The organism is Brevundimonas mediterranea, assembly GCF_011064825.1.
In the GTDB taxonomy this organism is placed as follows: Bacteria; Pseudomonadota; Alphaproteobacteria; order Caulobacterales; family Caulobacteraceae; genus Brevundimonas; species Brevundimonas mediterranea_A.
Genome location: NZ_CP048751.1, coordinates 1,567,478 through 1,590,651, shown reverse-complemented (window position 1 = coordinate 1,590,651; position 23,174 = coordinate 1,567,478). Strand labels below are relative to the sequence as shown.

Annotated in this window: 26 protein-coding genes; 15 read left to right on the top strand and 11 right to left on the bottom strand. The window is 68.7% G+C overall.

The window, feature by feature from the left end; genetic code table 11:
• Positions 1-55 precede the first annotated feature (55 nt).
• The 3 genes from GYM46_RS07750 (at position 56) to GYM46_RS07740 (ending at position 1,103) form a co-directional block, all read left to right on the top strand.
• Positions 56-400 (top strand): glycine zipper domain-containing protein, encoded by a 345-nt coding sequence (locus GYM46_RS07750; protein WP_008260669.1) that lies wholly within the window; start codon positions 56-58, stop codon positions 398-400.
• Positions 400-813, top strand: a complete 414-nt coding sequence (locus GYM46_RS07745) for a hypothetical protein (RefSeq protein ID WP_008262661.1) — start codon at positions 400-402, stop codon at positions 811-813. Before GYM46_RS07750 ends, GYM46_RS07745 begins: the two co-directional genes overlap by 1 nt.
• Positions 814-923: 110 nt before the next feature.
• A complete protein-coding gene (locus GYM46_RS07740; protein ID WP_008262305.1) occupies positions 924-1,103 on the top strand; it encodes a DUF1328 domain-containing protein in 180 nt (59 codons plus the stop codon).
• A 93-nt stretch (positions 1,104-1,196) separates the two neighbouring features.
• Here the strand turns inward: GYM46_RS07740 and GYM46_RS07735 are convergent, their stop codons facing one another.
• The 3 genes from GYM46_RS07735 to GYM46_RS07725 are packed head-to-tail and all read right to left on the bottom strand — an operon-like array spanning position 1,197 to position 3,400.
• Positions 1,197-2,048 (bottom strand): metallophosphoesterase family protein, encoded by an 852-nt coding sequence (locus GYM46_RS07735; protein WP_008258642.1) that lies wholly within the window; start codon positions 2,046-2,048, stop codon positions 1,197-1,199.
• Positions 2,048-3,004, bottom strand: a complete 957-nt coding sequence (locus GYM46_RS07730; protein WP_008263322.1) for a diacylglycerol/lipid kinase family protein — start codon at positions 3,002-3,004, stop codon at positions 2,048-2,050. The genes GYM46_RS07735 and GYM46_RS07730 overlap by 1 nt, the downstream gene beginning before the upstream one ends.
• Positions 3,005-3,049: 45 nt before the next feature.
• Entirely contained in the window at positions 3,050-3,400 is a 351-nt protein-coding gene (locus GYM46_RS07725; RefSeq protein ID WP_154726374.1) for a hypothetical protein, read from the bottom strand.
• Between the two features lie 140 nt (positions 3,401-3,540).
• Here GYM46_RS07725 and GYM46_RS07720 point away from each other — a divergent pair, with 140 nt between their 5' ends.
• The 3 genes from GYM46_RS07720 (at position 3,541) to GYM46_RS07710 (ending at position 6,719) form a co-directional block, all read left to right on the top strand.
• The gene (locus GYM46_RS07720) at positions 3,541-3,882 is read left to right on the top strand and encodes a YMGG-like glycine zipper-containing protein (RefSeq protein ID WP_008263428.1); all 342 of its coding nucleotides are present in this window, start codon (positions 3,541-3,543) and stop codon (positions 3,880-3,882) included.
• A gap of 123 nt (positions 3,883-4,005) precedes the next feature.
• Positions 4,006-4,452, top strand: coding sequence for an OmpA family protein (locus tag GYM46_RS07715; protein WP_008263629.1), 447 nt, complete (start codon positions 4,006-4,008; stop codon positions 4,450-4,452).
• 56 nt (positions 4,453-4,508) lie between these two features.
• Positions 4,509-6,719 carry a protein-disulfide reductase DsbD family protein gene (locus GYM46_RS07710; protein ID WP_008263353.1) on the top strand — a complete coding sequence of 737 codons (2,211 nt, stop codon included), beginning with the start codon at positions 4,509-4,511 and terminating at the stop codon, positions 6,717-6,719.
• Between the two features lie 26 nt (positions 6,720-6,745).
• Here GYM46_RS07710 and GYM46_RS07705 read toward each other — a convergent pair whose 3' ends face one another.
• A complete protein-coding gene (locus GYM46_RS07705) occupies positions 6,746-7,222 on the bottom strand; it encodes a hypothetical protein (RefSeq protein ID WP_008259604.1) in 477 nt (158 codons plus the stop codon).
• Positions 7,223-7,323: 101 nt separating this feature from the next.
• On the opposite strand from GYM46_RS07705, the gene pgi reads away from it, so the two are divergent.
• Positions 7,324-8,931, top strand: coding sequence for a glucose-6-phosphate isomerase (gene pgi, locus GYM46_RS07700; RefSeq protein WP_008262353.1), 1,608 nt, complete (start codon positions 7,324-7,326; stop codon positions 8,929-8,931).
• A gap of 3 nt (positions 8,932-8,934) precedes the next feature.
• On the opposite strand, the gene GYM46_RS07695 is transcribed toward pgi, so the two are convergent.
• Complete coding sequence (locus GYM46_RS07695; protein WP_008264383.1) at positions 8,935-9,504, bottom strand: DUF1826 domain-containing protein; 570 nt, start codon at positions 9,502-9,504, stop codon at positions 8,935-8,937.
• 96 nt (positions 9,505-9,600) lie between these two features.
• On the opposite strand from GYM46_RS07695, the gene zigA reads away from it, so the two are divergent.
• Positions 9,601-10,821 (top strand): zinc metallochaperone GTPase ZigA, encoded by a 1,221-nt coding sequence (gene zigA, locus GYM46_RS07690; RefSeq protein WP_008259191.1) that lies wholly within the window; start codon positions 9,601-9,603, stop codon positions 10,819-10,821.
• A gap of 46 nt (positions 10,822-10,867) precedes the next feature.
• Here the strand turns inward: zigA and GYM46_RS07685 are convergent, their stop codons facing one another.
• Positions 10,868-11,302, bottom strand: coding sequence for a hypothetical protein (locus GYM46_RS07685; protein ID WP_008261117.1), 435 nt, complete (start codon positions 11,300-11,302; stop codon positions 10,868-10,870).
• 304 nt (positions 11,303-11,606) lie between these two features.
• On the opposite strand from GYM46_RS07685, the gene groES reads away from it, so the two are divergent.
• Both groES and groL read left to right on the top strand, forming a co-directional pair.
• Entirely contained in the window at positions 11,607-11,894 is a 288-nt protein-coding gene (gene groES, locus GYM46_RS07680) for a co-chaperone GroES (RefSeq protein ID WP_008259448.1), read from the top strand.
• Positions 11,895-12,028: 134 nt separating this feature from the next.
• The gene (gene groL, locus GYM46_RS07675; protein WP_008264422.1) at positions 12,029-13,672 is read left to right on the top strand and encodes a chaperonin GroEL; all 1,644 of its coding nucleotides are present in this window, start codon (positions 12,029-12,031) and stop codon (positions 13,670-13,672) included.
• Positions 13,673-14,369: 697 nt separating this feature from the next.
• Here the strand turns inward: groL and GYM46_RS07670 are convergent.
• Positions 14,370-15,107 carry a glycosyltransferase family 2 protein gene (locus tag GYM46_RS07670; protein WP_008260933.1) on the bottom strand — a complete coding sequence of 246 codons (738 nt, stop codon included), beginning with the start codon at positions 15,105-15,107 and terminating at the stop codon, positions 14,370-14,372.
• 76 nt (positions 15,108-15,183) lie between these two features.
• Between GYM46_RS07670 and GYM46_RS07665 the strand changes: the two genes are divergently transcribed.
• The 3 genes from GYM46_RS07665 (at position 15,184) to GYM46_RS07655 (ending at position 18,306) form a co-directional block, all read left to right on the top strand.
• Positions 15,184-16,884: an ArnT family glycosyltransferase gene (locus GYM46_RS07665; RefSeq protein WP_008260170.1), complete on the top strand. Its 1,701-nt coding sequence runs from the start codon at positions 15,184-15,186 to the stop codon at positions 16,882-16,884.
• Positions 16,881-17,795: a hydroxymethylglutaryl-CoA lyase gene (locus GYM46_RS07660; RefSeq protein WP_008260851.1), complete on the top strand. Its 915-nt coding sequence runs from the start codon at positions 16,881-16,883 to the stop codon at positions 17,793-17,795. Before GYM46_RS07665 ends, GYM46_RS07660 begins: the two co-directional genes overlap by 4 nt.
• 88 nt (positions 17,796-17,883) lie before the next feature.
• Entirely contained in the window at positions 17,884-18,306 is a 423-nt protein-coding gene (locus GYM46_RS07655) for a hypothetical protein (RefSeq protein WP_008259054.1), read from the top strand.
• 224 nt (positions 18,307-18,530) lie between these two features.
• Here GYM46_RS07655 and GYM46_RS07650 read toward each other — a convergent pair whose 3' ends face one another.
• The 3 genes from GYM46_RS07650 to trhA all read right to left on the bottom strand — a co-directional run bounded on the left by GYM46_RS07650 (position 18,531) and on the right by trhA (position 20,339).
• Positions 18,531-18,890 (bottom strand): hypothetical protein, encoded by a 360-nt coding sequence (locus GYM46_RS07650; protein ID WP_008262355.1) that lies wholly within the window; start codon positions 18,888-18,890, stop codon positions 18,531-18,533.
• The gene (phaR, locus tag GYM46_RS07645; RefSeq protein ID WP_008261903.1) at positions 18,887-19,522 is read right to left on the bottom strand and encodes a polyhydroxyalkanoate synthesis repressor PhaR; all 636 of its coding nucleotides are present in this window, start codon (positions 19,520-19,522) and stop codon (positions 18,887-18,889) included. The genes GYM46_RS07650 and phaR overlap by 4 nt, the downstream gene beginning before the upstream one ends.
• Before the next feature lie 103 nt (positions 19,523-19,625).
• Positions 19,626-20,339 carry a PAQR family membrane homeostasis protein TrhA gene (gene trhA, locus GYM46_RS07640; protein WP_008261552.1) on the bottom strand — a complete coding sequence of 238 codons (714 nt, stop codon included), beginning with the start codon at positions 20,337-20,339 and terminating at the stop codon, positions 19,626-19,628.
• Positions 20,340-20,496: 157 nt separating this feature from the next.
• On the opposite strand from trhA, the gene GYM46_RS07635 reads away from it, so the two are divergent.
• The gene (locus GYM46_RS07635) at positions 20,497-21,672 is read left to right on the top strand and encodes an acetyl-CoA C-acetyltransferase (RefSeq protein ID WP_008264253.1); all 1,176 of its coding nucleotides are present in this window, start codon (positions 20,497-20,499) and stop codon (positions 21,670-21,672) included.
• Positions 21,673-21,845: 173 nt separating this feature from the next.
• Here the strand turns inward: GYM46_RS07635 and htpX are convergent, their stop codons facing one another.
• Positions 21,846-22,817: a zinc metalloprotease HtpX gene (htpX, locus tag GYM46_RS07630; RefSeq protein ID WP_040349858.1), complete on the bottom strand. Its 972-nt coding sequence runs from the start codon at positions 22,815-22,817 to the stop codon at positions 21,846-21,848.
• Positions 22,818-22,911: 94 nt separating this feature from the next.
• On the opposite strand from htpX, the gene GYM46_RS07625 reads away from it, so the two are divergent.
• Positions 22,912-23,169 (top strand): DUF1674 domain-containing protein, encoded by a 258-nt coding sequence (locus GYM46_RS07625; protein ID WP_008263466.1) that lies wholly within the window; start codon positions 22,912-22,914, stop codon positions 23,167-23,169.
• Positions 23,170-23,174 lie beyond the last annotated feature (5 nt).

The following is a 23,174-nucleotide window of genomic DNA, read 5'->3' as shown; positions in this document are numbered from 1 at the left end:
GTTCCGAAACGGGGTCCCCTATTCTATTGCCAAGCTTGAAACCGGAGCGCGCACCATGGCCACCACCAAGGCTAGAGAAGACATCAAGGCCGACCTGAAGACCCTCAAGGAGGATCTGAAGATCGGCGCCCGCGAAGAAACCCAGCGTCTGCGCGAAAAGGCCGAGGAGGCCGAGGCCAAGCTGCGGGCCAAGAGCGAGGAAGTGCGCGACCAGGCGCGCGGCTATTACGACACCGCCCGGGTGCGCGGCCGCGAATATTACGACGACGCCGCCGAACGCCTGGACGAGGCCCAGCGCTATATCGTCGAGCGGGTGCAGGAACGTCCGGTCCAGTCGACCGCCATCGCCCTCGGCGTCGGCGTGGTGCTCGGCCTGCTTCTGGCCGGCCGTCGCCGCTGATGTTCAAGGGCATCGTCAAACGCATCGTGGCGACCAGCGTGGCCGCCGCGAGCGTCTTTCTGGCCGTGGTGTTTCTCGGCGTCGCCATCTTCCACGCCATCAGCCTGGTCACGACGCCCCTGGGCGCCTCGGCCATCACCTTCGCCCTGTTCGCCCTGGTCGCCCTGGTCGTCGCACTCGTCTTCCTGAAGGGCGAAAGTCACGACGAGGAGGACGAGGAGGATGCGCCGGACGGTCTGATCGGCAAGCTGATCCACATCGTTCGCGAACGCCCGATCATCGGCGCGGTCGGCGGACTGGGCGCGGCCTTCCTGTTGCTGCGCAATCCGGCCCTGGCCGCGATCGTCGCCAGCATGGTGGCCGAGCGAAAGATGGATCAGGGCGGCTACGCCAAAAGGCGCCGTCGGCGCTGAGGATTCTGCGAAGGCCACGGAACGCCCTGCGTCCGGGACCGTTGATCTTCCGACGGGACGAACGGCTGCAAGGCCGCCGTCGGAAACATCAACGCAGGAGAGCTAAACCCATGATTCGCTGGGCAATTATCTTCCTGGTCGTGGCCTTGATCGCAGCCGTTCTCGGCTTCGGCGGCATCGCGAACTTCTCGTTCGAGATCGCCAAATTCATCGCCGTGATCGCCATCATCCTGTTCGTCATCGCCCTCGTGGCCGGCGGACTTCGCGGACGCGGCGCCCCTCGATTATAGGGCTGCCGCTCCGGCGAAATGCAGAAGGGCCGGAACGCGAGTTCCGGCCCCTTTTCTATTTGCGGCGTCACCCGGGAATAGAGACGCGACGGCTCAGACCGCCGCCTTCTCCAGCTCGCCCGGCCTGTTCGGGCTGGGCGCGGTCGCGGCCTTGCGGGTGTCCTGACGACGCGGCAGCCGCCAGACCTGATGCGGGCTGTAGCCCCGCCCGTCCCAGGCCAGGGCCGTGACCGTAATGGTCCTGGCGTCCCAGTCCACCTGATTGAAGCCCGGCGGCGAGCCCCGCTCGCGGTGCGACAGGGTCCCGCACCCGACGGCGTAGGAGCAGCGGTCCGCCAGATCGATGGGCAGGGCGAAAGGCACATGGACATGGCCCGTCATGATCAGATCCACCCCGGCCTCGGCGAAGATCAGGGCCGCCTCGTCGCCGCGCTTGACGTCGCCGGTCATCGGCGTGCCGATCATCTCGACCAGGGGATGATGACAGGCCAGGATGCGCAACGCCCCGATCGGCGCCTGACGCAGGGCCTCGGCCGCACGCCGGGTCTGGTCCAGATCGATGACCCCCTTGGACCAGTTGGGCCGCGCCTGCCAGCCGCGCGCCGTGACGACGCCCCGCACCATCACCGTGTCGTTGCAGAACTGACCGTCATGGGCGGGGAAACCCGTCGCCGTCTCGAAGGCGCGCCATGGATGGAACAGGCGGGCGACCGGGCTCCAGTAGGGGACGTCGTGATTGCCGACGATGACGAAGCGCGGCTCCGGCATGGCCCGCATCCATTCCCCCGCCGCCCGGAACTCGACCGGATAGCCCTTCTGGGTGATGTCGCCGGTGATCAGAACCAGATCATTGGGCGTGGCGTGGGCGTACTCCAGCGCCGCCGCCACCGCCCCCTTGTGCTCGCATCCGAAATGAACGTCCGAAAACTGGAGAACACGCCCCATCAGAGACTGTCCTCGGCCGCGGGGGGCCGGGGCGCAAGGGCGCGGAACGCCTTGGGAATGAATCGCACGGTGGCCTCGGATTTCAACAGGACGGGCTCTCCGTCTATCACGGCGGGAATCTTGGAGCGCGCCCGGACGTCGATCCGCTTGGCCGGGCGGGTCGAGACGGCGGGATCATGGCGCCAGTCGCTGAACAGGGCGTTGGCGGCCAGGCGGAAGGCCTGGCTGGCGTCGGACGGGTCCATCGCCGCGGCTTCCAGCCCGTCCGGCTCCTCCATGGCCTTGGAGATCATCGGGCTGATCAGCACCAGGGCCTCGGCCCGACGCCGGGGGCCGCCGTCCAGACTGAACCTCAACCGACCGGTGAAGGCCCGCTTCAACGCCCGCCGCGCATAGGCCCAGGCCAGTCGCACCTTGCCGGTCCGCATCGCCTCGCGCGCCGGCGCCCACAGGGCCGGCGAGCCCAGGATGGCGGCGCAGTAGAAATATTCCCCCGACACCTCGCCGCCGGACACCGATTGGGGCTCGCCCTCCTCCAGGGCGCGGCGCAGGGCCAGCTTCCAGTCGGCCGTGCCGTACAGGGCCCTGGGCAGCATGTTCATCGTGCCGCCCGGCAGGGGGGCGATCATCGGACCATTCGGCCTGGCCTTCGCCGCCACCGACCGCGCCGTGCCGTCGCCGGCCAGGACGAAGATCACGTCCGGCGCGGCGGCGAAGGCGTCGGCGATGGCCTGGTCGAAATTGCCGGCTTCCAGCACCACGACCTGGGTTTGCAGGTCATAGTCCGCCAGGATCGCCTCGGCTTCGGCCTCGGCGCGCGGGCCGACGCTGCCGGACAAGGGATTGACCAGCATCACCGCCCGGCCCAGCGACGCATGGGGCGTGAGACGACGCGCGGCCTCGTCGCGCGGCTCGCCGGCGTCGGCGTCGGGTTCTGAACTCAGGGTGTCGGTCATGGCCGCCGAACGTTCAGGCGGCCCGCCCGTTCCCGACAAGCGTGACTATTGCTTCAGTTCGTCGCGGGCGGTCGAGGCGCCGGCCTTCAGGGCGTCGCCGGTTCTTTCGGTCGCCTGACCCGCCTTGTCGGCCGCGACCTCTGCGGCTTCCGGGGCGCGACCCGCCAGTCTCTGCGCCCCGGTCCAGCCGGTCATGATCCAGCCGTCCATCATCCGGCCCGCCGCCTGGACCGATCCTTCCTTGATGGACAAGACCAGGGTCAGGGCGCCGATCAGGGCCAGCAGGGTCACCAGCAGATTGACCAGCGGCGCGGCCGAGGCCTTGCGCTTCTTGCTGCGCGCCCAGATCGGGCCTTCAGCGCCGGCCGTGGCGCGCGTCACATCAGAAAACCGCATCATTTCCCCCCAAGGACTGCGCAGGCTGACCCACGCCGGTTAAGCATAGTCGTTTCGGTAGAACGACGATAGACAGGGGAACCGGAGCCGTACTCCAGCGTTATCGCCTTCGGGGCGAACCCAGGATAGAGGATTTCATCATGAACAAGGCCATCATCGCGATCGCCGGCGCCGGTCTTTTGGCTTCGGCCTGCGCGAGCGACCCTTACGGCAACTCGAACCAGACCGTGCGCCAGGGCGCCATCGGCGCCGGCCTCGGCGCTGTCGCCGGCGCCGTCATCGGCAACAATGTCGGCGGCGGCAACGCAGCCACCGGCGCCCTGATCGGCGGCGCCCTGGGCGGCGCAGCGGGCGCGATCCGCGGTTCGAGCCAGGACCGCAACAACCAGCAGCGCTACCGCGACAGCCAAGGCCGCACCTACTACTGCTACGACAACCGCCAGGACGAGTGCTACTGGGATAACGGCCAACGCCGTTATTGAGCCGTGACTTCGAACCGGGCCCTGGTCCGGTTCGAGACCGGTTTGAGTTTCGGGAAGGGCGGTTCGTCGTGGACGGGCCGCCTTTTTCGTGCGCAGGACGATGGTGTGACACAGGGGATAGTCATGAAAACGATAACAATTCTGGCTCTGGCTGGCGGGCTGCTGGCGGTGGGGGCCTGTGCGACGCCGATGCGGCGGGATCAGATCGTGACCAGCGGTTCCCTGTGCATGCCGGTGCAATTCGACATCTATTTCCGCGAGAACGAGGCGCGGCTGACCGACGCGGCCGATCAGGCCATCGATGCGGCGGCGGGCGTGCTGCGCACCTGCGACGTGCGCAGCATCCAGGTGGTGGGTCTGGCGGACGCGACCGGAGCGAGCGAGGCCAATCTGAGCCTGTCGCAGCGCCGCGCGCGGACCGTGGCCCAGGCCCTGAACGCGGCGGGCCTGCCGTCGCCGGTGTTCGATGTGGACGCCGCAGGGGACGCGGGCGCGACCACGGCGGGCGGGGCGGCCGAGCCCCTGCGCCGGCGCACCGAAGTGGTCGTGGACGCCCACCCGCGCCGCTGAAAACTCGGCTGATCGGACACGCTGACAGAGCGGGTCGCAGGGCCTAGAAGCAGGTCATGCGCCCGACCGCCTTCCTGTACGCCCTGCTGTTTTGCCTCGGCCTGTCCGTCCTGCCGGGCGTTCCGTCCGTCGCCGAAGCCCAGCCGGTCAGCCGTCCGGCCGAGGCGGCGGCGGCCGTGCCGCCCGGTCCGCGACGGGCCGACAATATCGAGGCGGAACTGGTTCCCCTGTCGCGCTGGGCCGCGCCGGGGTCGACCGTCGTGGTGGCGGTGCATCAGACCATCGCGCCCGGCTGGCACACCTATTGGCGCAATCCCGGCGATTCCGGAGGGCCGACCACCCTGGACTGGCGTCTGCCGCCCGGGGTCCAGACCGGCGAGATCGTCTGGCCCCTGCCCACGCGCCAGCGGCTGATGAGCCTGGTCAACTACGGCTATTCCGGCGACGTCTATCTGCCCGTCCCGATCGAGGTTCCGGCCTCGGCCCGGCCGGGAACCGCCCTGCCCCTGACCGTCGACGCCCTGTTCCTGGTGTGCAGCGACCAGATGTGCGTGCCGGTGCAGATGAGCCTGCGTCTGGACCTGCCGATCCGCGAGGGCGCCCCGCCGCTGGATCCCGACCATGGCGCCGCCATCCAGGCCGTGCTGGAGGCCGCGCCACGACCGGCGGGCCTGGACGCCCGCGCGACCCTGCAGAACGGAGTCCTGACCCTGTCGGCGACGGGCGGCCCCCTGGCGGACCTGACGGCCGGCGCGGGCCTGAGCCGGGCCTATTTCTATCCGTTCGAGGGCGGGATCATCGACCACGCCGCCCCCCAGTCGGGCCAGAGCGGCCCGAACGGGCTGAGCCTGACCCTGACCCCCGGCGGCGACCTGACGGCCAAGGGTCTGAACGGTCCGATCTCGGGCGTCCTGGCCACCGACGCCGGCGCCTGGGAGATCACGGCCCAACCCGGCCCGGTCCTGGCCGGAACCACCGGCGGCAAGGCCCTGTCCGGCGAGGTCGAGGCCCCCAGCGCCGGAACCCAGCTCAACCTGGGCCTGATCCTGCAATCGGCCCTGTTCGCCCTGATCGGCGGCCTGATCCTGAACCTGATGCCCTGCGTCTTTCCCATTCTGGCCATGAAGGCCGCCGCCCTGGCCGCCTCGGCCCATCAGCCGCGCGAGGCGCGGCGCGACGGCCTGTTGTTCCTGGCCGGGGTTCTGGCGACCTTCCTGGTCCTGGCCGGCGTCCTGCTGACCCTGCGCGCCGGGGGCGAGGCCGTCGGCTGGGGCTTCCAGCTTCAGTCGCCGGCGGTGATCGCAGGCCTGGCCCTGCTGATGCTGGCGGTGGGGCTGAACCTGTCTGGCGTCTTCCATGTCGGCGCCGGACTTCAGGGCGCGGGCGCCGGTCCCCTGTCGCGCCTGCCGGGCGGCGCGGGCGCCTTCTTCACCGGAATTCTGGCCGTGGTCGTCGCCGCCCCTTGCACCGCCCCCTTCATGGCGGCGGCCCTGGGCGCGGCCCTGCTCATGCCCTGGCCGGCGGCGTTGCTGATCTTCCTGATGCTGGGCCTGGGCCTGGGCCTGCCCTATCTGGCCGTCAGCCTGTCGCCCGGCCTGCTGCGGCGCCTGCCCCGGCCCGGCCCATGGATGGATCGGCTGAAGGGCCTGCTGGCCTTCCCCATGTACGGCGCGGCCCTGTGGCTGGTCTGGGTCTTCTCACGCCAGACCGGCGCGGAGGGACTGGCCCTGCTGATGGCGGCCGCCCTGACCACCGCCTTCGCCCTGTGGCTGTTCGGTCTGACCCAGGCCCAGCGCGCCCTGGGCCGATCCGCCCGCCTGTCCGGCGGATCCAGCCTGATCGCGCTCGGGGCCGCCCTGGTCCTGGCCGTGATCGCCGGTCGCGCGCCGGTTCTGGGGGCGGCGTCGGTCGCCGAGTCCGGTCCCATGGCCTCCGCGCCCTGGTCCGCCGAATCCGTCCGCGCCGCCCAGGCCGAAGGCCGTCCGGTCCTGGTCAATTTCACGGCTGACTGGTGCGTGACCTGCAAGATCAACGAGCGCGCCGCCCTGTCCTCGCCCCGCGTCGCCGAGGCCCTGAAGGCGACGAACGCCGTCTATCTGGTCGGCGACTGGACCCGCCGTGACGACGCCATCACCCGCGAACTGGAGCGTCACGGCCGGTCGGGCGTGCCCCTGTATCTGCTCTATCCGGCGAACGGCGGCGAACCGCGCATTCTGCCGCAACTGTTGACCGAAGGCGTGGTCATCGAGGCTCTGAAGGGGACGTGACGGCCTTCGCCGGGTGACGAGGAAGCCTAGACCTCCGGCTGCGGCGGGGCGGTGATGACCTCGACATTGTCGTTCAGCAGATAGGACAGGTCCGACAGGGCGACGGCGCGGTCGGCGGGCGTGGCCGCCGCCTGAACCGCCTGGACCTTTTTTGGCATGTCCTCGGAAATGCCGCGCAGGATGCATTTCAGATCGCCGTCCGTGCCGCGTTCCTTCAGGATCAGGTGGCCCTGCATGTCGAGCGCGGCCAGCTGTTCGGCCTGGGCCTTGAAGCCGGTGAAGGCCTGGCTGGTGAAGAAGTCCGCCTGATCCGCCGCCTTGGCCGCCGCCCAGCCGTCGACCAGAGCCTTCAGCGCGCCGGACCGGGCGACGATGTCGGCGAACAGGGGCTCGGTCGCCACCGACACCGGCGCCCCGACCGCCGCAGGGGGCTGTTCGGCCGCCAGGGCCACGGCGGGATTGGACAGGGCCAGGGCGATCGTGAGAGCAAGGCCGCAGGACATGAGGGTGACTTCCTGTTTCAGCGTCGGCTAGGACGTTGAACCGACATACGCCCGACCCGTAAACGAGTGTTTACCTTCTTCTCTCTCCCAGAGGACGACCGATGACCCGTGACGACGCCTGGACGACCTTCGACCGCACGGCCGCCGAGGCCGGCGCGACCCGTATCGACCAGCAGTTCGCCGCCGATCCCGACCGGCTGGCGCGGATGTCGGTCGAGGCGGCGGGGCTTTATCTGGACCTGTCGAAACAGAGCTGGACCAAGGCCGGCTTCGAGGCCTGTCTGGATCTGGCCCGCGCCAGCGACGTCGAGGGCCGTCGCGCCGCCCTGTTCGCCGGCGAGGCCGTCAATCTGACCGAGGGCCGGGCCGTGCTGCACCCGGCCCTGCGCGCCCCGGCCGGCGCCGACTTCAAGGCCCTGGGCGAGCCGGTCTCGGCCGAGGTGGACGCCGTGCGCGCCGACATGAAGACCTATGCCGACGCCGTGCGCTCGGGCGCCGAGGCGGGGGCCACAGGGCGCAAGTTCGAGGCCATCGTCCATGTCGGCATCGGCGGGTCAGACCTGGGACCGCGCGTGGTCTGGGACGCCCTGCGCCCGCTGGACCCCGCCATCGACCTGCGCTTCGTCGCCAATATCGATCCGCGCGACATGGCCGAGGCCCTGACCGGCCTGGACCCCGAAACCACCCTGGTCGTGGTCGTGTCCAAGACCTTCACCACCCAGGAAACCCTGGCCAACGCCGAGGCCGCCAAGGCCTGGCTGACCGCGGCCCTGCCGGCCGAAGGCATGACCAAACACTTCATCGGCGTGACGGCGGCGCCGGACAAGGCGGCGGCCTTCGGCTGCGGCCGCACCTTCGCCTTCCGGGACTGGGTCGGCGGTCGGTATTCGCTGTGGTCGGCGGTCAGCCTGTCGTGCGGCATCGCCCTGGGCTGGGATGTGTTCGAGGCCATGCTGGCCGGGGCTGCGGCCATGGACGACCATTTCGTCTCGGCCCCGCTGGAGCAGAATGCGCCGATCCTGCTGGCCCTGGCCCAGGTGTTCAATGTCGACGGTCTGAACCGACCCGCCCGCACCGTCGCCCCCTACGCCCACGCCCTGCGCCGCCTGCCGTCCTTCCTGCAACAGCTGGAGATGGAGTCGAACGGCAAGCGGGTGCATCGCGACGGCACGCCCGTCACGCGCCAGACCTGCCCCGTCGTCTTCGGCGAGCCGGGCACCAATGGTCAGCACGCCTTCTTCCAGCAGATCCACCAGGGGCCCCAGATCGTCCCGGCCGAGTTTGTGATCGTGGCCAAGACCCATGCGGACGCGCCGGAATCCCCCCTCTGGTCCAACGCCCTGGCCCAGGGTCAGGCCCTGATGCTGGGCAAGACCACTGAAGCCGCCAAGGCGGAAGGCCTGGCCCAGGGCCTGTCGGAGGAAGAGGCGGCCCGTCTGGCGCCTCACCGCACCTTCACCGGAAACCGCCCCTCGACCGCCATCGTCATGGACCGTCTGACGCCCGAGACCCTGGGCGCCCTGCTGGCCCTCTATGAGCACAAGACCTTCGTCGAGGGCGTGATCTGGGACATCAACAGCTTCGACCAGTGGGGCGTCGAACTGGGCAAGGTCCTGGCCAGGGCGATCCTGAAGGACGTGGACGCCGGCGGACCGTCCGCCGATCTGGACCCCTCGACGGCCGGCCTGATGACGCGGTTGATGGGCTGAGGCTCACATCGGCGCGGCGTCGATCGTCAAGACGCGCCGGGGGGATCGTTTCCCGGCCGGCGGCGAGCGATGCAGGACCTCCGGAAACTCCGGCCAGGCCTCCCAGCCCGGCGCCGTGCCCTTCATGATGGCGATGTCGCCGGGATGAAGGGTGCGGATCCGACGGCGCGTGCCGATATAGCGCCCGTCCAGATCCTCGCCGATCTCGCCGGCGAAGGCCCATTCCGGCCCCGGCCCCTCATAGGCGACGATCAGGCGCACCGGGACCGCGTCCTGATGGAAGCGTGGGCAGGCGCGCCGGGTCACGGTCTCGCACCGCGCGCGCCAGGTCTCGCATCCGCTGATCGCCGCCACGATCTCCCCCAGTCCCTGAATATCCCGCAGCAACCACTCGGGCGCTGGACCCGATGGGGCGATCCACCGCCCATCGCATTCGGCGGTGAAGTCGGCCGGGGGCGGGGCGTCGGGCGGCATGGGGCTGGGCCTAGACCAGATCGCCATCCGCACCTGCGGCTCGAACAGGGTGGTGAAGACTGTGGGCGCAAGCCCCTGGACGACAGCGCCGACCGCCATGGAAAACCTTGCTGACTACGTATGTTATACTATAACGTAACTCTCATAGTCGCCCGGCTGTGGTCAAGCTCGGCGTAGCAGCCGTGGAGCGCCTTCGTGTCCGAGTTCAAGAAATTGCCCGTCACCGTCCTGTCCGGCTTCCTGGGGGCCGGCAAGACGACCCTGCTCAACCACATCCTGTCGAACCGCGACGGGCTGCGGGTCGCGGTGATCGTCAATGACATGAGCGAGGTGAACATCGACGCCGCCCTGGTGCGCGACGGCGGCGGCGCGGACCTGTCGCGGACCGAGGAACGGCTGGTGGAGATGTCCAACGGCTGTATCTGCTGCACCCTGCGCGAGGATCTGCTGATCGAGGTCGGCAAGCTGGCGCGCGAGGGTCGGTTCGATTGTCTGCTGATCGAATCCACCGGAATTTCCGAACCCATGCCGGTCGCCGCCACCTTCGACTTCCGCGACGAGGACGGCTTCAGCCTGTCGGACCTGGCCCGGATCGACACCATGGTCACGGTGGTCGACGCCTTCAACTTCCACCGCGACTATCCCTCGACCGACCGACTGAAGACCCGTGGCGAACATCTGGGCGAGGACGACGAGCGCACGGTCGCCAATCTGCTGATCGACCAGATCGAGTTCGCCGACGTCATCGTGCTGAACAAGTGCGATCTGCTCGACGCGGTCCAACTCGGGACGCTGAAGGCGATGATGACCCAGTTCAATCCCCGCGCCCGGATCCTTGAGGCGGTGCGGGGCGCCGTGCCTCTGGATCAGGTGATCGGCACGGGCCTGTTCGACATGGAGCAGGCGGAACAGGCTGCCGGCTGGTCCCAGGCCCTGCGCGGCGAGGTGACGCCCGAGACCGAGGAATACGGCGTCTCCACCTTCGTCTATCGGGCGCGCAGACCGTTCCACCCCCGGCGCTTCCACGACCTGCTGAACCGCGAATGGCCCGGCGTCTGGCGCTCCAAGGGCTTCTTCTGGCTGGCCAGCCGGATGGATTATGTCGGGTCCTGGAGCCAGGCCGGGGCGGTGACGGAACACGAATGGGGCGGCCTGTGGTGGGCCTCGGCCCCGCGCGATCGCTGGCCCGACGACAATCCCGAATGGCTGAAGGCGATCGAGGCGGTCTGGCGTCAGCCCTATGGCGACCGCCGTCAGGAGATCGTCCTGATCGGCAAGGACATGAACCGCGACCTGCTGACCTCGATGTTCGACGCCGCCCTGCTGACCCGGTTCGAGATGGAGCGCGGGCCCAAGGGCTGGTCCAGGCTGGAGGATCCCTTCCCGCACTGGGGCGCGCGCCAGGACGCGGCTTAACAAAAAGGGCGCCCCGCAGGACGCCCTTCTTCATCGGATCCGTCGCCTACCAGCGGCGGTCGTAGCGGTAGTCGCGACGGTCATCCCGGCGGTCATAACGCTGGTCCCGACGATAGTCGCGATAGTCGCGGCGCTGCTCCCAGCGCGGATCCCGGCTGTTGATGCCGTGTTCCCGCTCCCAGTGGCCCTGGTTCCGGTAGCACTGGCCGCCGCGATAATATTCGCAGCCCGAACCCCGGTTCGAGGAGGAGGCCACGGCGCCGATGGCCGCGCCGCCCAGGGCGCCGCCGGCGATATAACGACCGTCGCCGTTGCCGTAGATGGCGCCGGCCAGGCCCCCGACGGCCGCGCCGATCAGGGCGTTGCGGGCGGTGTCGTCGCGGTCGCGGTCACGGGATTGCGCCGAGGCCGGGGCGGCCATCAGGCCCATGGCGACGACAGGAGCGGCGACGGCGGCGGTGATCTTCAACATCTTGGACATGGTCGTCTCCTTTTATTTTTCGGGCCGGGTCCGCGTTTCCGAGGAAGGAAATGCATCCAGCGTCGAGACGATTCTGCCAGCCCCCGCTTGAACGTCCTCGGAGCCCGCCATTCATTTTCGGTTCACTTGTCGCGGAAGTTTCGCAGACCCCCCCGGCCGCCCCGCTTGACGCTGGCCCCTGCTCTGACTAACTCCCGATCGCGTTAGCACTCTCACCGGTCGGCTGCCAAAACGGTGATCGAAGAGAGGCTGACCCACCGTTTTCAAGTCGCCCCCGTCCGGGGGGTACATAAGGAGAGAACCGATGGCGTTTCGTCCGCTCGGCGACCGCGTGCTGGTCAAGCGCGTTGAAGAAGAATCCAAGACCAAGGGCGGGATCATCATCCCCGACACCGCCAAGGAAAAGCCGCAGGAAGGCGAAGTCGTCTCCGTCGGCCCCGGCGTTCGTGACGAATCCGGCAAGGTCAACGCTCTGGAATTGAAGGCCGGCGACCGCATCCTGTTCGGCAAGTGGTCGGGCACGGAAGTGAAGATCGACGGCGACGACCTGATCATCATGAAAGAGTCGGACGTCCTCGGCGTCCTGAGCTGACGCTCAGAACGCCAGTGGCGAGTGACGAGTGGCGAGTGACGAGAGGAGCCGATACCGGCTCATTGTCCCGCGACTCTGCACTTCACTCGCCACTCGCCACTCGTCACTAACCACTCATTCAAGGAGCTGCCCGCATGGCCGCTAAAATCGTACAGTTCAACACCGACGCGCGCGACAAGATGCTGCGCGGCGTCAACGTGCTCGCCAACGCCGTCAAGGTGACGCTCGGTCCCAAGGGCCGCAACGTCGTGATCCAGAAGTCCTTCGGCGCCCCGCGCTCGACCAAGGACGGCGTGTCGGTCGCCAAAGAGATCGAGCTGGAAGACGCCTTCGAGAACATGGGCGCCCAGATGATCCGCGAAGTCGCTTCGAAGACGAACGACAAGGCGGGTGACGGCACCACCACCGCAACCGTCCTGGCGCAATCGATCGTGCAGGAAGGCCTCAAGGCCGTCGCCGCCGGCATGAACCCGATGGATCTGAAGCGCGGCATCGACAAGGCCGTCACCGCCGTCCTCGCCGACATCAAGGCCTCGGCCAAGAAGGTCGAGAACAACTCCGAGATCGCCCAGGTCGGCACCATCTCGGCCAACGGCGACGCTGAAGTCGGCGAAATGATCGCCAAGGCCATGGCCAAGGTAGGCAACGAAGGCGTCATCACGGTTGAAGAAGCCAAGACCGCCGAGACCGAGCTGGACGTCGTCGAAGGCATGCAGTTCGACCGCGGCTACCTGAGCCCTTACTTCATCACCAACGCCGACAAGATGGAGGTTCAACTCGAAGAGCCCCTGATCCTGCTGTTCGAGAAGAAGCTGTCGTCGCTGCAGGCCATGCTGCCGATCCTGGAAGCCGTCGTGCAATCGGGCCGTCCGCTGGTGATCATCGCCGAGGACATCGAAGGCGAGGCCCTGGCCACCCTGGTGGTCAACAAGCTGCGGGGCGGCCTGCGCGTCGCCGCCGTCAAGGCTCCGGGCTTCGGTGATCGCCGCAAGGCCATGCTGGAAGACATCGCCATCCTGACCGGCGGCCAGGTCATCTCGGAAGACCTGGGCATCAAGCTTGAGAACGTCACGATCGACATGCTCGGCAAGGCCAAGAAAGTCACGATCACCAAGGACGACACCACCATCGTGGACGGCGTTGGCGGCAAGGAAGAGATCGAGGCCCGCATCGGCCAGATCAAGCGCCAGATCGAGGACACCACCTCGGACTACGACAAGGAAAAGCTGCAGGAACGTCTGGCCAAGCTGGCCGGCGGCGTCGCCGTCATCCGCGTCGGCGGCTCGACCGAAGTCGAAGTGAAGGAAAAGAAGGACCGCGTCGACGACGCCCTGAACGCCACGCGTGCAGCCGTTGAAGAAGGCATCGTCCCGGGCGGCGGCATCGCCCTGCTGAAGGCGACCAAGGCGCTTGACGGCCTGACCGGCGACAACGCCGACCAGACCGCCGGCATCGCCATCATCCGTCGCGCCATCCAGGCCCCGATCCGTCAGATCGTGGAAAACGCCGGCGTCGAAGGCTCGATCGTCGTGGGCAAGGTGCTGGAAAACAGCTCCGCCACCTACGGCTTCAACGCCCAGACGGAAGAGTACGGCGACCTGGTCGCCATGGGCGTGATCGACCCGGCCAAGGTGGTTCGCACCGCCCTGACCGACGCCGCCTCGGTGGCCTCGATCCTGATCACGACCGAAGCCGCCGTCGCCGACGCCCCCAAGAAGGGCGGCTCCTCGGCCCCCGACATGGGTGGAATGGGCGGCATGGGCGGCATGGACTTCTAAGTCCAAGCCAACCCGGCTGAGAATGCAGAAGGGCGGGACCGCAGGGTCCCGCCCTTTTTGTTTGCGACGGCGAGGGGTGACGCGCCCCCTCCGTCACGGCGCTTTGCGCCGCGCCACCTCCCCCAAGGGGGGAGGATCTCCGTCATCCCATTCCTCCCCCCCTGGGGGAGGTGGATCGCCGGCGAAGCCGGCGAGACGGAGGGGGCCCGAACGGCCCCAACTGTCACAATGACGCTGGTCGTGCCGTAACGTTTCCAAGGGCTTGTCAGTTTCTCGCCCCGACTTTCCCGCCAGGGTTTCCCCGCCCCCTATAATCCTCCCCGGTCTCGTTGCTTGGAGGGCTCGTAAGGCCTGCGACCTTGCGGCGGCGGGAGCGGATGGAACGGGAGCGGGGGTGCAACTCCCCCGCGCCGGCGGCGCCTCAGGACGTCGCCGGAGGGTCGAGGGGGATACTCGGCCGCACTCGGGACGGTTCTTCGCAGGGACCGCCGACCCGTCGCAGGCTTATGGGGTTAGGCGATAAGACCGCCACCGCTCGGCGCCCCGAGCTTGCAGGCCAACCTTCCGCGCGGGGCGTCAAACCTTCGTCGAAACGGTATTTCTAGATCATACTCCGGGCGAAGGCCCGGCGCCCCGCCCAGCCCTCCGCTTCCAAAGGGCCTCCAACTCCGCCCAAGGGACGGAGCGTTTCGCCGTGTCAGAATTCCGAAATCGCGCCCGGACGGCGCGAGCGGGTCTTCAGCCACATGACGCCCAGCAGGTCCGAGAAGGAGGCCCGCAGACGGCCCCAGTTGGTGTATTTCGACTGGCCCGTCTCGCGGTGGCGGTGGTCGACGTCGAGATACTGGTTGCGGAACCCCTCGCGGATCATCAGGGCCGGCAGATAGCGATGGATGTGATCGAAATAGGGAAGGCGCAGGAAGACGTCGCGGCGGAAGGCCTTCAGGCCGCAGCCGGTGTCGTCGGCGTCGTCGCCCAGCAGGCGGCGGCGGATGCGGTTGGCCCAGATCGAGGCCTGGCGCTTGGCCTGGCTGTCCTGGCGCTTGGCGCGCCGGCCGCCGACCAGGCCCACATCGGCCGGCGCGGCCAGCAGAGCGTCGACCAGGCGCGGGGCGTCGGCCGGGGGGTTCTGGCCGTCGCCGTCCATGGTGACGACCACGGGGGCGCGGGCGGCCAGCACCCCGGTGCGGACCGCCCGGCTCTGGCCCGCATTGGTCCCGTGGGACAGGACCCGCAGGGCCGGCAGTTCGGCCATGGCGGCCCTCAGCTCCGACAGGGTCGCGTCCCTGGAGGCGTCGTCGACGAAGATCATCTCATAGGATCGGCCGGCGAAGGCGGCCGCGATCTCGCGGGCCAGGGGGACGGCGGCGCCCGCCTCGTCATGGACGGGCACGACGACGGAGATCAGAGGCGCAGGATTGTGTTCGGCGGTCATGGCCGCTCCATAGACGAGATCGACGGCTTAGGGGAGACGGCTGACGACGGGCCGGTCGCCGTGTAAGGAGTCTCTCATGAAGACTTTCGATCTGGATCGCCGCATCGCCGGCTGGAAGGGTCCGCTCCTGGCGGCCCTGCTGACGCTGATCGCCGGCCTGCCCGGCCTGCTGCTGCTGCCGCCACTGGACCGGGACGAGAGCCGCTTCGCCCAGGCCACGGCCCAGATGCTGGAGAGCGGCGACTATGTCGACATCCGCTTCCAGGACGAACCACGCTGGAAGAAGCCGGTCGGCATCTACTGGATGCAGGCCGCCGCCGTCGCCCTGACCTCGGACGTCGAGGATCGCGACATCGCCCCTTACCGGATTCCGTCGCTGCTGGGGGCCATGCTGGCCGCCTGGGCCGTGGCCTGGGCCGGGTCGGCCCTGTTGGGCGCCCGCGTCGGCTTCTTCGGCGGCGCGATCATGGGGGCCACCTTCCTGCTGTCGACCGAGGCGGGCATCGCCAAGACCGACGCCATGCTGTGCGGCGCCACCACCCTGGCCATGGCGGCCCTGGCGCGGATCTATATGGCGACACGGGCCGGAGAACGGCCGATCCGGCCGCACAAGCTGCTGTTCTGGATCGGGGTCGGCCTGTCGATCCTGATCAAGGGGCCGATCGGGCTTCTCGTCATCGCCCTGGCCGTCATCGCCCTGTCGATCTGGGACCGGAACATCAAATGGCTGGCGCGCCTCGGCTGGGGCTGGGGCCTGCCCCTGGTCGCCCTGATGGTCGGACCCTGGGCCATCGCCATCACCATAGCCACCGACGGCGGCTTCTGGCGCGAGGCTATCGGCGGCGACCTGGCCCCCAAGATCGCCGGCGCCCACGAAAGCCATTCGGGCTTCCCCGGCCTGTATCTGCTGCTGGCCCCCCTGCTCTTCTTCCCCTCGACCCTGCTGCTTCCGGCGGCCGTCTCGACCGGCTGGAGCCGGCGGGCCGAGCCGGCCATCCGCTTCCTGGTCTGCTGGCTGGTTCCCGGCTGGCTGATGTTCGAACTGGCCCCGACCAAGCTGTGGCACTACACCCTGCCGACCTTCGGGGCGCTGGCCCTGCTGGCCGCCGCCGCCCTGGCGCGGCCCATCGGCAAGGTGTCGCGCATCACCGGCGCCGTTCTGGCCCTGTTCGCCGCCCTGCTGATCATCGGCGTCACCGTCTATGGACTGACGGTCTACGGCACCTCGACGGCCCAGACCTGGGCCGCCCTGACCGTGGTCACCACCCTGGCCGCAGCCGCCGTGGGCGCCTTCCTGCTGCTGAACCGGGCCCCGGTCGCGGCCCTGGTCGCGTCCCTGGCCTTCGGCATCGTGGCCCATGGCGCCCTGGCCGGGACCATCCGCCAGCTGCGCCCCCTGGCCATCGCGCCCCAGCTGGAGAAGACGCTGGAGGCCGCCGACCTGCATCCGCGCCAGGGCCGCACGCCCGGCCCCGTCGCCATCACCACCTATCATGAGCCCAGCTTCGTCTTCCTGACCGGCCGGGATACGGACCTGACCGACGCCGAGGGCGCCGCCCGCGCCCTGGCCGAGGGCCGGCCCGCCATCGTCGAAGGGCGCGACGCCGACGCCTTCCGCGCCGCCGCCGGACGACTGGGCGTGTCGGGCCGGGCCGTCGGGGTGGTGCGGGGCTACAACTATTCGGGCGGGGACGAGATGACCCTGACCGTCTATGCGCCGCCGCCCCGGCCCGGAACAGGCGATGACGCAGGCGATGGCGCAGGCGAAGCCCCATGAGCCGGTTCATCCAGATCGTCGAGGTCGGCCCCCGCGACGGGCTGCAGAACGAGAAAACCGTGCTGGACCCCGCCGTCCGCGTCGATCTGGTGCGGCGGCTGGAAGCGGCCGGCGCGCGCCGGATCGAGGCCGTCTCCTTCGTCCATCCCGGATATGTGCCCCAGATGGCCGGCGCCGAAACGGTCATGGCCGCCCTGCCGCATGCGGCGGGCCGCAGCCGCATCGGCCTGGTCCTGAACGGCAAGGGCTATGACCGGGCGCTGGCGACGGGGGTGGACGAGGTCAATGTCTCGGTCGCGGCCACCGACGGCTTCGGCCTGAAGAACCAGGGCCTGTCGGTCAAGGACCAGCTGGCCATGCTGGGCGAAATCGTCGCCCGCCGGCACAATGCGGCGGCGTCGGACGGCGCCCCGTCCCTGTCGGCCATGATCTCGTGCGTCTGGGGCTGTCCGTTCGAGGGCGAGGTCTCGGTGGATCAGGTGACGGACATGGTCGGGGCCCTGGCGGACCTGGGCGTGGCGGAGATCGGCCTGGCCGACACCATCGGCGCCGGCGATCCCTGGGCCGTGACCCGCAAGGTCGAGGCCGCCCGCAAGGCCGCGCCCGACGCTGTGCTGCGCCTGCATTTCCACGACACCCGCAACACCGGCCTGGCCAACGCCTACGCCGGGATCGACGCCGGGATCGACGTTCTGGACGCCTCGGTCGGCGGCATCGGCGGCTGTCCCTTCGCGCCCGGGGCGACGGGCAATATCGCCACCGAGGACCTGGTCTATATGCTGGCGCGCGGCGGGTTCGAGACCAGCTATGACCTCGACGCCCTGATCGCCACGGCCCGCTGGATCGGCGAGGTCCTCGGCCGCCCGGCCCCGTCCGCCCTCAGCCGCGCGGGCGGATTTCCCCGCGCCTGAGCACGCCGTCACCTCCGTCGTGGCGAAACGGGACAAATAGAGTTAATCAAGCTTAACAAGCGCAGCCGTTGCGCCGGGGAGGACCGCCATGCTGATCGCCATACCCCTGCTGCTGATCCCGGTGATCCTGTACAATATCGTCGTGCTGTTCGGCGCGCCGGGCGACATGGGCATGGCCCAGGCCGACGCCATTCTGCGCGATCCGATGTTCTCGATCCCGATGGCGTCCGGCGCCCAGTGGAATATCGGCTCGGGCGACCTGATCCTGTTCCTGGGCCTGATCCTGCTGTTCTTCGAGCTGATCAAGTCGACCTCCAGCCAGAAGGTCGCCATCGTCAATCACGCCCTGTCGATGGTCCTGTTCATCGTCGTCCTGGTCGAATTCCTGCTGATCCGCGGCTTCGCCACCTCGACCTTCTTCCTGATCGTGGTGATGATCCTGCTGGACGTCCTGGCCGGCTTCATCGTCACCATCATCTCGTCCCGCAAGGACTTCGATCTCGGGAACTGACGGCTTGATCAGGCCTCAGGCCGCCCGACAGAGGGATGGACCCCGTGCGGCCTCAAGCAGCCCGACAGGGCGATAGGCCCCTAAGAAAAAGCCGTGAAGATCAGGGCGACGACGGCGACGTCGAAAACCTTGGCGGCGAGATGAAGGGCGGGCATGGGCTGGTCCGAAAAGAGGCGTTCTGGCCCCGCCCCAGCAAACCCCGTGCCGCTCAGCCCCGGCGGCGGTCAGATGTCGGTCTTGGCCGCCCGGCCCACGGGAGGACGCCGCTCCGCCTCGCCTGAATACTCGGCGCCCATATAGGCGGCGCGGGCCGCGCCCAGCACGGGCGGGCCGCCGCGCAGACCGCGCTTCTGTCCGCGCTGCCCCATCTGCTGGGCGACAAAGGCCGCCGCGCCGGGGTCGGCCGCCACATGGACGGCAGGTCTTGCCGGGGCGGTTTCGGGCTTGAACTCGGGTTCGGCGGGTTCGACCGGAACCAGAGCGCGAGACCTCTCCTGATCGGCCCGCCGCTCGCGTTCCCGGCGCTCGCCTTCGCGGCGATCGATCCGCTCGGGCCCGCCGACCGCTCCTATGCGCTCGGTCATTTCGCCTTCGACCCGCCCGCCAGACGATCGATCTGGGCGCGCATCTCGTCCATCTGGCGACGCATCTCGTCCAGGGCGTCAGGCGCCGCCGGAGCCCCGTCTCCGGTTTCCGTCGGCGCCGCCTGAGACGCCGTTTGGGACTCGGTCCGGGAATAGCCGAAGGCGGGGAACATCTGCATGGCCCGTTCGAACATGGCCATGTTCGCCTTGGCCGCCTCCTCCATCAGGGTCGCGCCCGATCCCGTGCCGAAGGCCCGGCTCATCTGACTGGCGAACTGTTCCTGCTGGCGGCCGAAATTGGCCAGCGACATCTCCAGGTAGGAGGGCAGAACCCCCTGCATGGAGCCGCCGTAAAAACCGATCAGCTGGCGCAGGAACTGCACCGGCAGCAGGGCTTCGCCCCGGCTCTCTTCCTCGAAGATGATCTGGGTCAGGATCTGACGGGTCAGGTCGTCATTGGTCTTGGCGTCATAGACGACGAACTCGGTCCCCTCGCGCACCATGGCGGCCAGGTCCTCCAGCGTCACATAGGCGCTGGTCCGCGTATTATAGAGTCTGCGGTTCGCATACTTCTTGATGACGACCTGGGCGCCGTCACCGTGTTTTCCGCCCTTGATCTTTTCGTCAGCCACGCTTGTTCTCGCGATGTTGCAACGCGTCACTATCCTCCGTTGCGACGCGATGCGCCAGAGGGGGGATTCGGCGGCCTGAACACGCAGGGATCGGACGGATATCCTAGTGGCTCATCGCGGGGGCCAGGACGACGCCCACCAGTACCGCCGTCCAGTGGACGGTCGCGCCGGTGACGACGAAACCGTGCCAGATGGCCCGGCGGAAACGCACCTTGGGGCTGATGAAGACCAGGACCCCGGCGGTGTAGATCAGACCGCCGATCACCAGCAGAGCCAGGGCGACCGGATGGACCGTCTCGACCATGGGCTTGAGGGCGGCCACGGCCAGCCAGCCGAACACCACATAGACGCCGCTCCAGAACTTGTCGGAAATGCGCGGCGCGAACAGTTTCACCCCGGCGCCGACGAAGGCCAGGGTCCAGATCAGGGCGGTGAAACCGACCGACCACAGGCCTTCGAATCTCTGGGTGGTGAAGGGCGTATAACTGCCGGCGATCATCAGGAAGATGGCGGCCTCGTCGAGCCGTCGCAGCACGGGTCGCGCGGCGCAAGGCTTGGTCCAGTTGTAAATCGTCGAAGCGGTCAGCATGCCGACCAGACACAGGGCGTAGATGGCCGTGGCCATGACCCCGCCGATTCCGGCGTAGACTCCCGCCAGACCGGCCAGGATGACGCCCCCGACCGCCGCCAGCATCAGACCGACGACATGGACCCAGAGGTCCGCCAGTCTTTCGGCGCGCGTCTGGTAGTGCTCGATCATGTCCAGCTCGTCCGGCGTGCAGACGTGGGCGGCGAAGCGTTTCAGCGTGCGGAGCATGGCCAATCAAATCCGGGATCGTCCGTATCGTTCCTCCAGAATGCGCCGACAGGGTGACGAATGACTGAATCTGCGGCGGTCTGTTTCGGCCACAGGTGACGAAGCCGCCGGGATGCGGCAAAACGGCAACTCATTATTCCGCATCGAGTGAAATCCCATGACCGAGGTCGTCATCGTCTCCGCAGCCCGCACGCCCGTCGGGTCCTTCCTGGGGGCCCTGTCCGCGCTGCCGGCGTCGAAACTGGGCGAGGTCGCCATTCGGGCGGCGCTGGAACGGGCGGGCGTGTCGGGCGAAGAGGTCGATGAGGTGATCCTGGGCCATGTGCTGCAGGCCGCCGCCGGACAGGGCCCGGCCCGTCAGGCCGCCGTCGGCGCCGGGGTGCGCCAGGCGGCGCCGGCCTGGAGCCTGAACCAGATCTGCGGCTCGGGCCTGCGCGCCGTCGCCATCGCCGCCCAGCAGATCGCGCTGGGCGATGCGAAGATCGTCGTCGCCGGCGGCCAGGAGAGCATGAGCCAGGCGCCGCACGCCCAGCAGCTTCGGGCCGGGCACAAGATGGGCGACGTCGCCCTGATCGACACCATGATCAAGGACGGGCTGTGGGACGCCTTCAACGGCTACCACATGGGTCAGACGGCCGAGAACATCGCCGACAAATGGGCCATCACCCGTGAAGCCCAGGACGAATTCGCCCTCGCCAGCCAGAACAAGGCCGAGGCGGCGCAAAACGCAGGTCGGTTCGACGCCGAGATCGTTCCGGTCGTCATTCCCGGCAAGAAGGGCGACGTCGTCGTCGACAAGGACGAATACATCCGCCACGGCGCGACCATCGAGCTGATGCAGAAACTGCGGCCGGCCTTCGCCAAGGAGGGCAGCGTCACCGCCGCCAACGCCTCGGGCCTGAACGACGGCGCCGCCGCCCTGGTGCTGATGAGCGCCGATGAGGCGAAGGCTCGCGGCCTGGAGCCCCTGGCCCGCATCGTCTCGTCCGCCACGGCCGGGGTCGATCCGGCGATCATGGGCACGGGGCCGATCCCCGCCTCGAAGAAGGCGCTGGAAAAGGCGGGCTGGACCGTCGCCGACCTGGATCTGGTGGAATCCAACGAGGCCTTCGCCGCCCAGAGCCTGTGCGTGGTCAAGGAGCTGGGCCTCGACCCGGCCAAGGTCAACGTCAACGGCGGCGCCATCGCCATCGGCCATCCCATCGGCGCCTCGGGCGCCCGCATCCTGACCACCCTGCTGTTCGAGATGAAGCGGTCGGGCGCGAAAAAGGGCCTGGCGACCCTGTGCATCGGCGGCGGCATGGGCGTGGCCATGTGCGTGGAGCGGAGCTGAGCCGCCCTCTCCTTTGATCCGTCGCCCTCGGGCCGGTCCCAAGTGTGACGGGACTTGACGGTCGGGGTTCACGCGCCGAGCGCAGACGCGACATGCACCCTGATTGGTCAGGCCTCCGTCTGAATGGATCCCGCGCCGAGCGTACACGGCAAAGACGGGTCAAAACGCCGCGTTCAGCCCCAGGGGCCGCGCGGCTCGATCGGCGTGGTCGGCACGCCTGTGGTCGCGCGACGTGGCGTGACAGGAACCGCCGAGACGGACGGCGTCGCCGCCGCGCGAGGACGAATCCCCGTCTTCGCGCCCAGCTCCGCCAGGGCGCGCACCCGGTTGGCCGTGGCCGGATGGGTCGAGAACAGGTTGTCGGCGCCGCGTCCGGCCAGGGGGTTGATGATGAACATCTGGCCCGAGGCCGGATTGCGTTCGGCGGTCGGATTGTGGATCCGCTTGGCGTAGGCGTCGATCTTCTGCAGGGCCGAGGCCAAGGCCTGGGGGTCGCCGGCGATCTCGGCGCCGATACGGTCGGCCTCGTATTCGCGGCCGCGGCTGATCGCCATCTGCACCAGGCCGGCGGCCATGGGCGCCAGGATCATCAGGGCCAGGGTTCCGATGACGCCGCCCGGTCGCTCGCGGTCCTCGCCGCCGCCGAAGAACAGCGCGAAATTGGCCAGGGCGGCGATGGCGCCGGCGATGGTGGCGGTCACCGTCATGATCAGGGTGTCGCGGTTCTTCACATGGGCCAGTTCGTGCGCCATCACCCCGCGCACCTCCTCGCGCGTCAGCATGTCCAGCAGGCCGGTGGTGGCGCAGACGGCGGCCCGTTCCGGATTGCGGCCGGTGGCGAAGGCGTTGGGCTGGTCGCTGGGGATGATGGCGACCTGGGGCTGGGGCAGGCCGGCGTCGCGGGCCATCTGGCGCACGTCGGCGACATAGTTGCGCACCACCGCGTTCGGATGTTGCTCGTCGACCGGCTGGGCCCGGTACATCTTCAGCACAATCTTGTCGGCGTTCCAGTAGCTGAACAGGTTCATCCCGCCGGCGAACACCAGGGCCACGGCCATGCCCGTCGCGCCGCCGATCAGATAACCCACACCCCCGAACAGGGCGGTCAAGGCGGCCAGAAGGATGAAGGTCTTCAGATGGTTCATCGTCGTTCCATCCGCGATCATCCGGTTTTTCTGGCGTCGCGGCTTCAATCGACTATTTGAGGCCATGAGACGCCGCCCTCAAGGGAGCCGACCTGTGACCGAACATCCCACCCCCGAGGGGGCCGCCCCCTCGCCCGACAATGAAAACGCGCCTGTTTTCAACGCCGAAATCCCCCATGCGACGCCGGAGAAGCCGCTAAGCGACGTCGCGCGCCGCGCCCTGCTGGAAGCGGCTGATCGTCGCGCGGCCGAACAGGTCGCCCAGACCGATCCGGAACACGGCGGGCCGAGCGGTCCCGAACCCACCCGTTACGGCGATTGGGAGAAGAAGGGCCTGGCCATCGACTTCTGACGCGG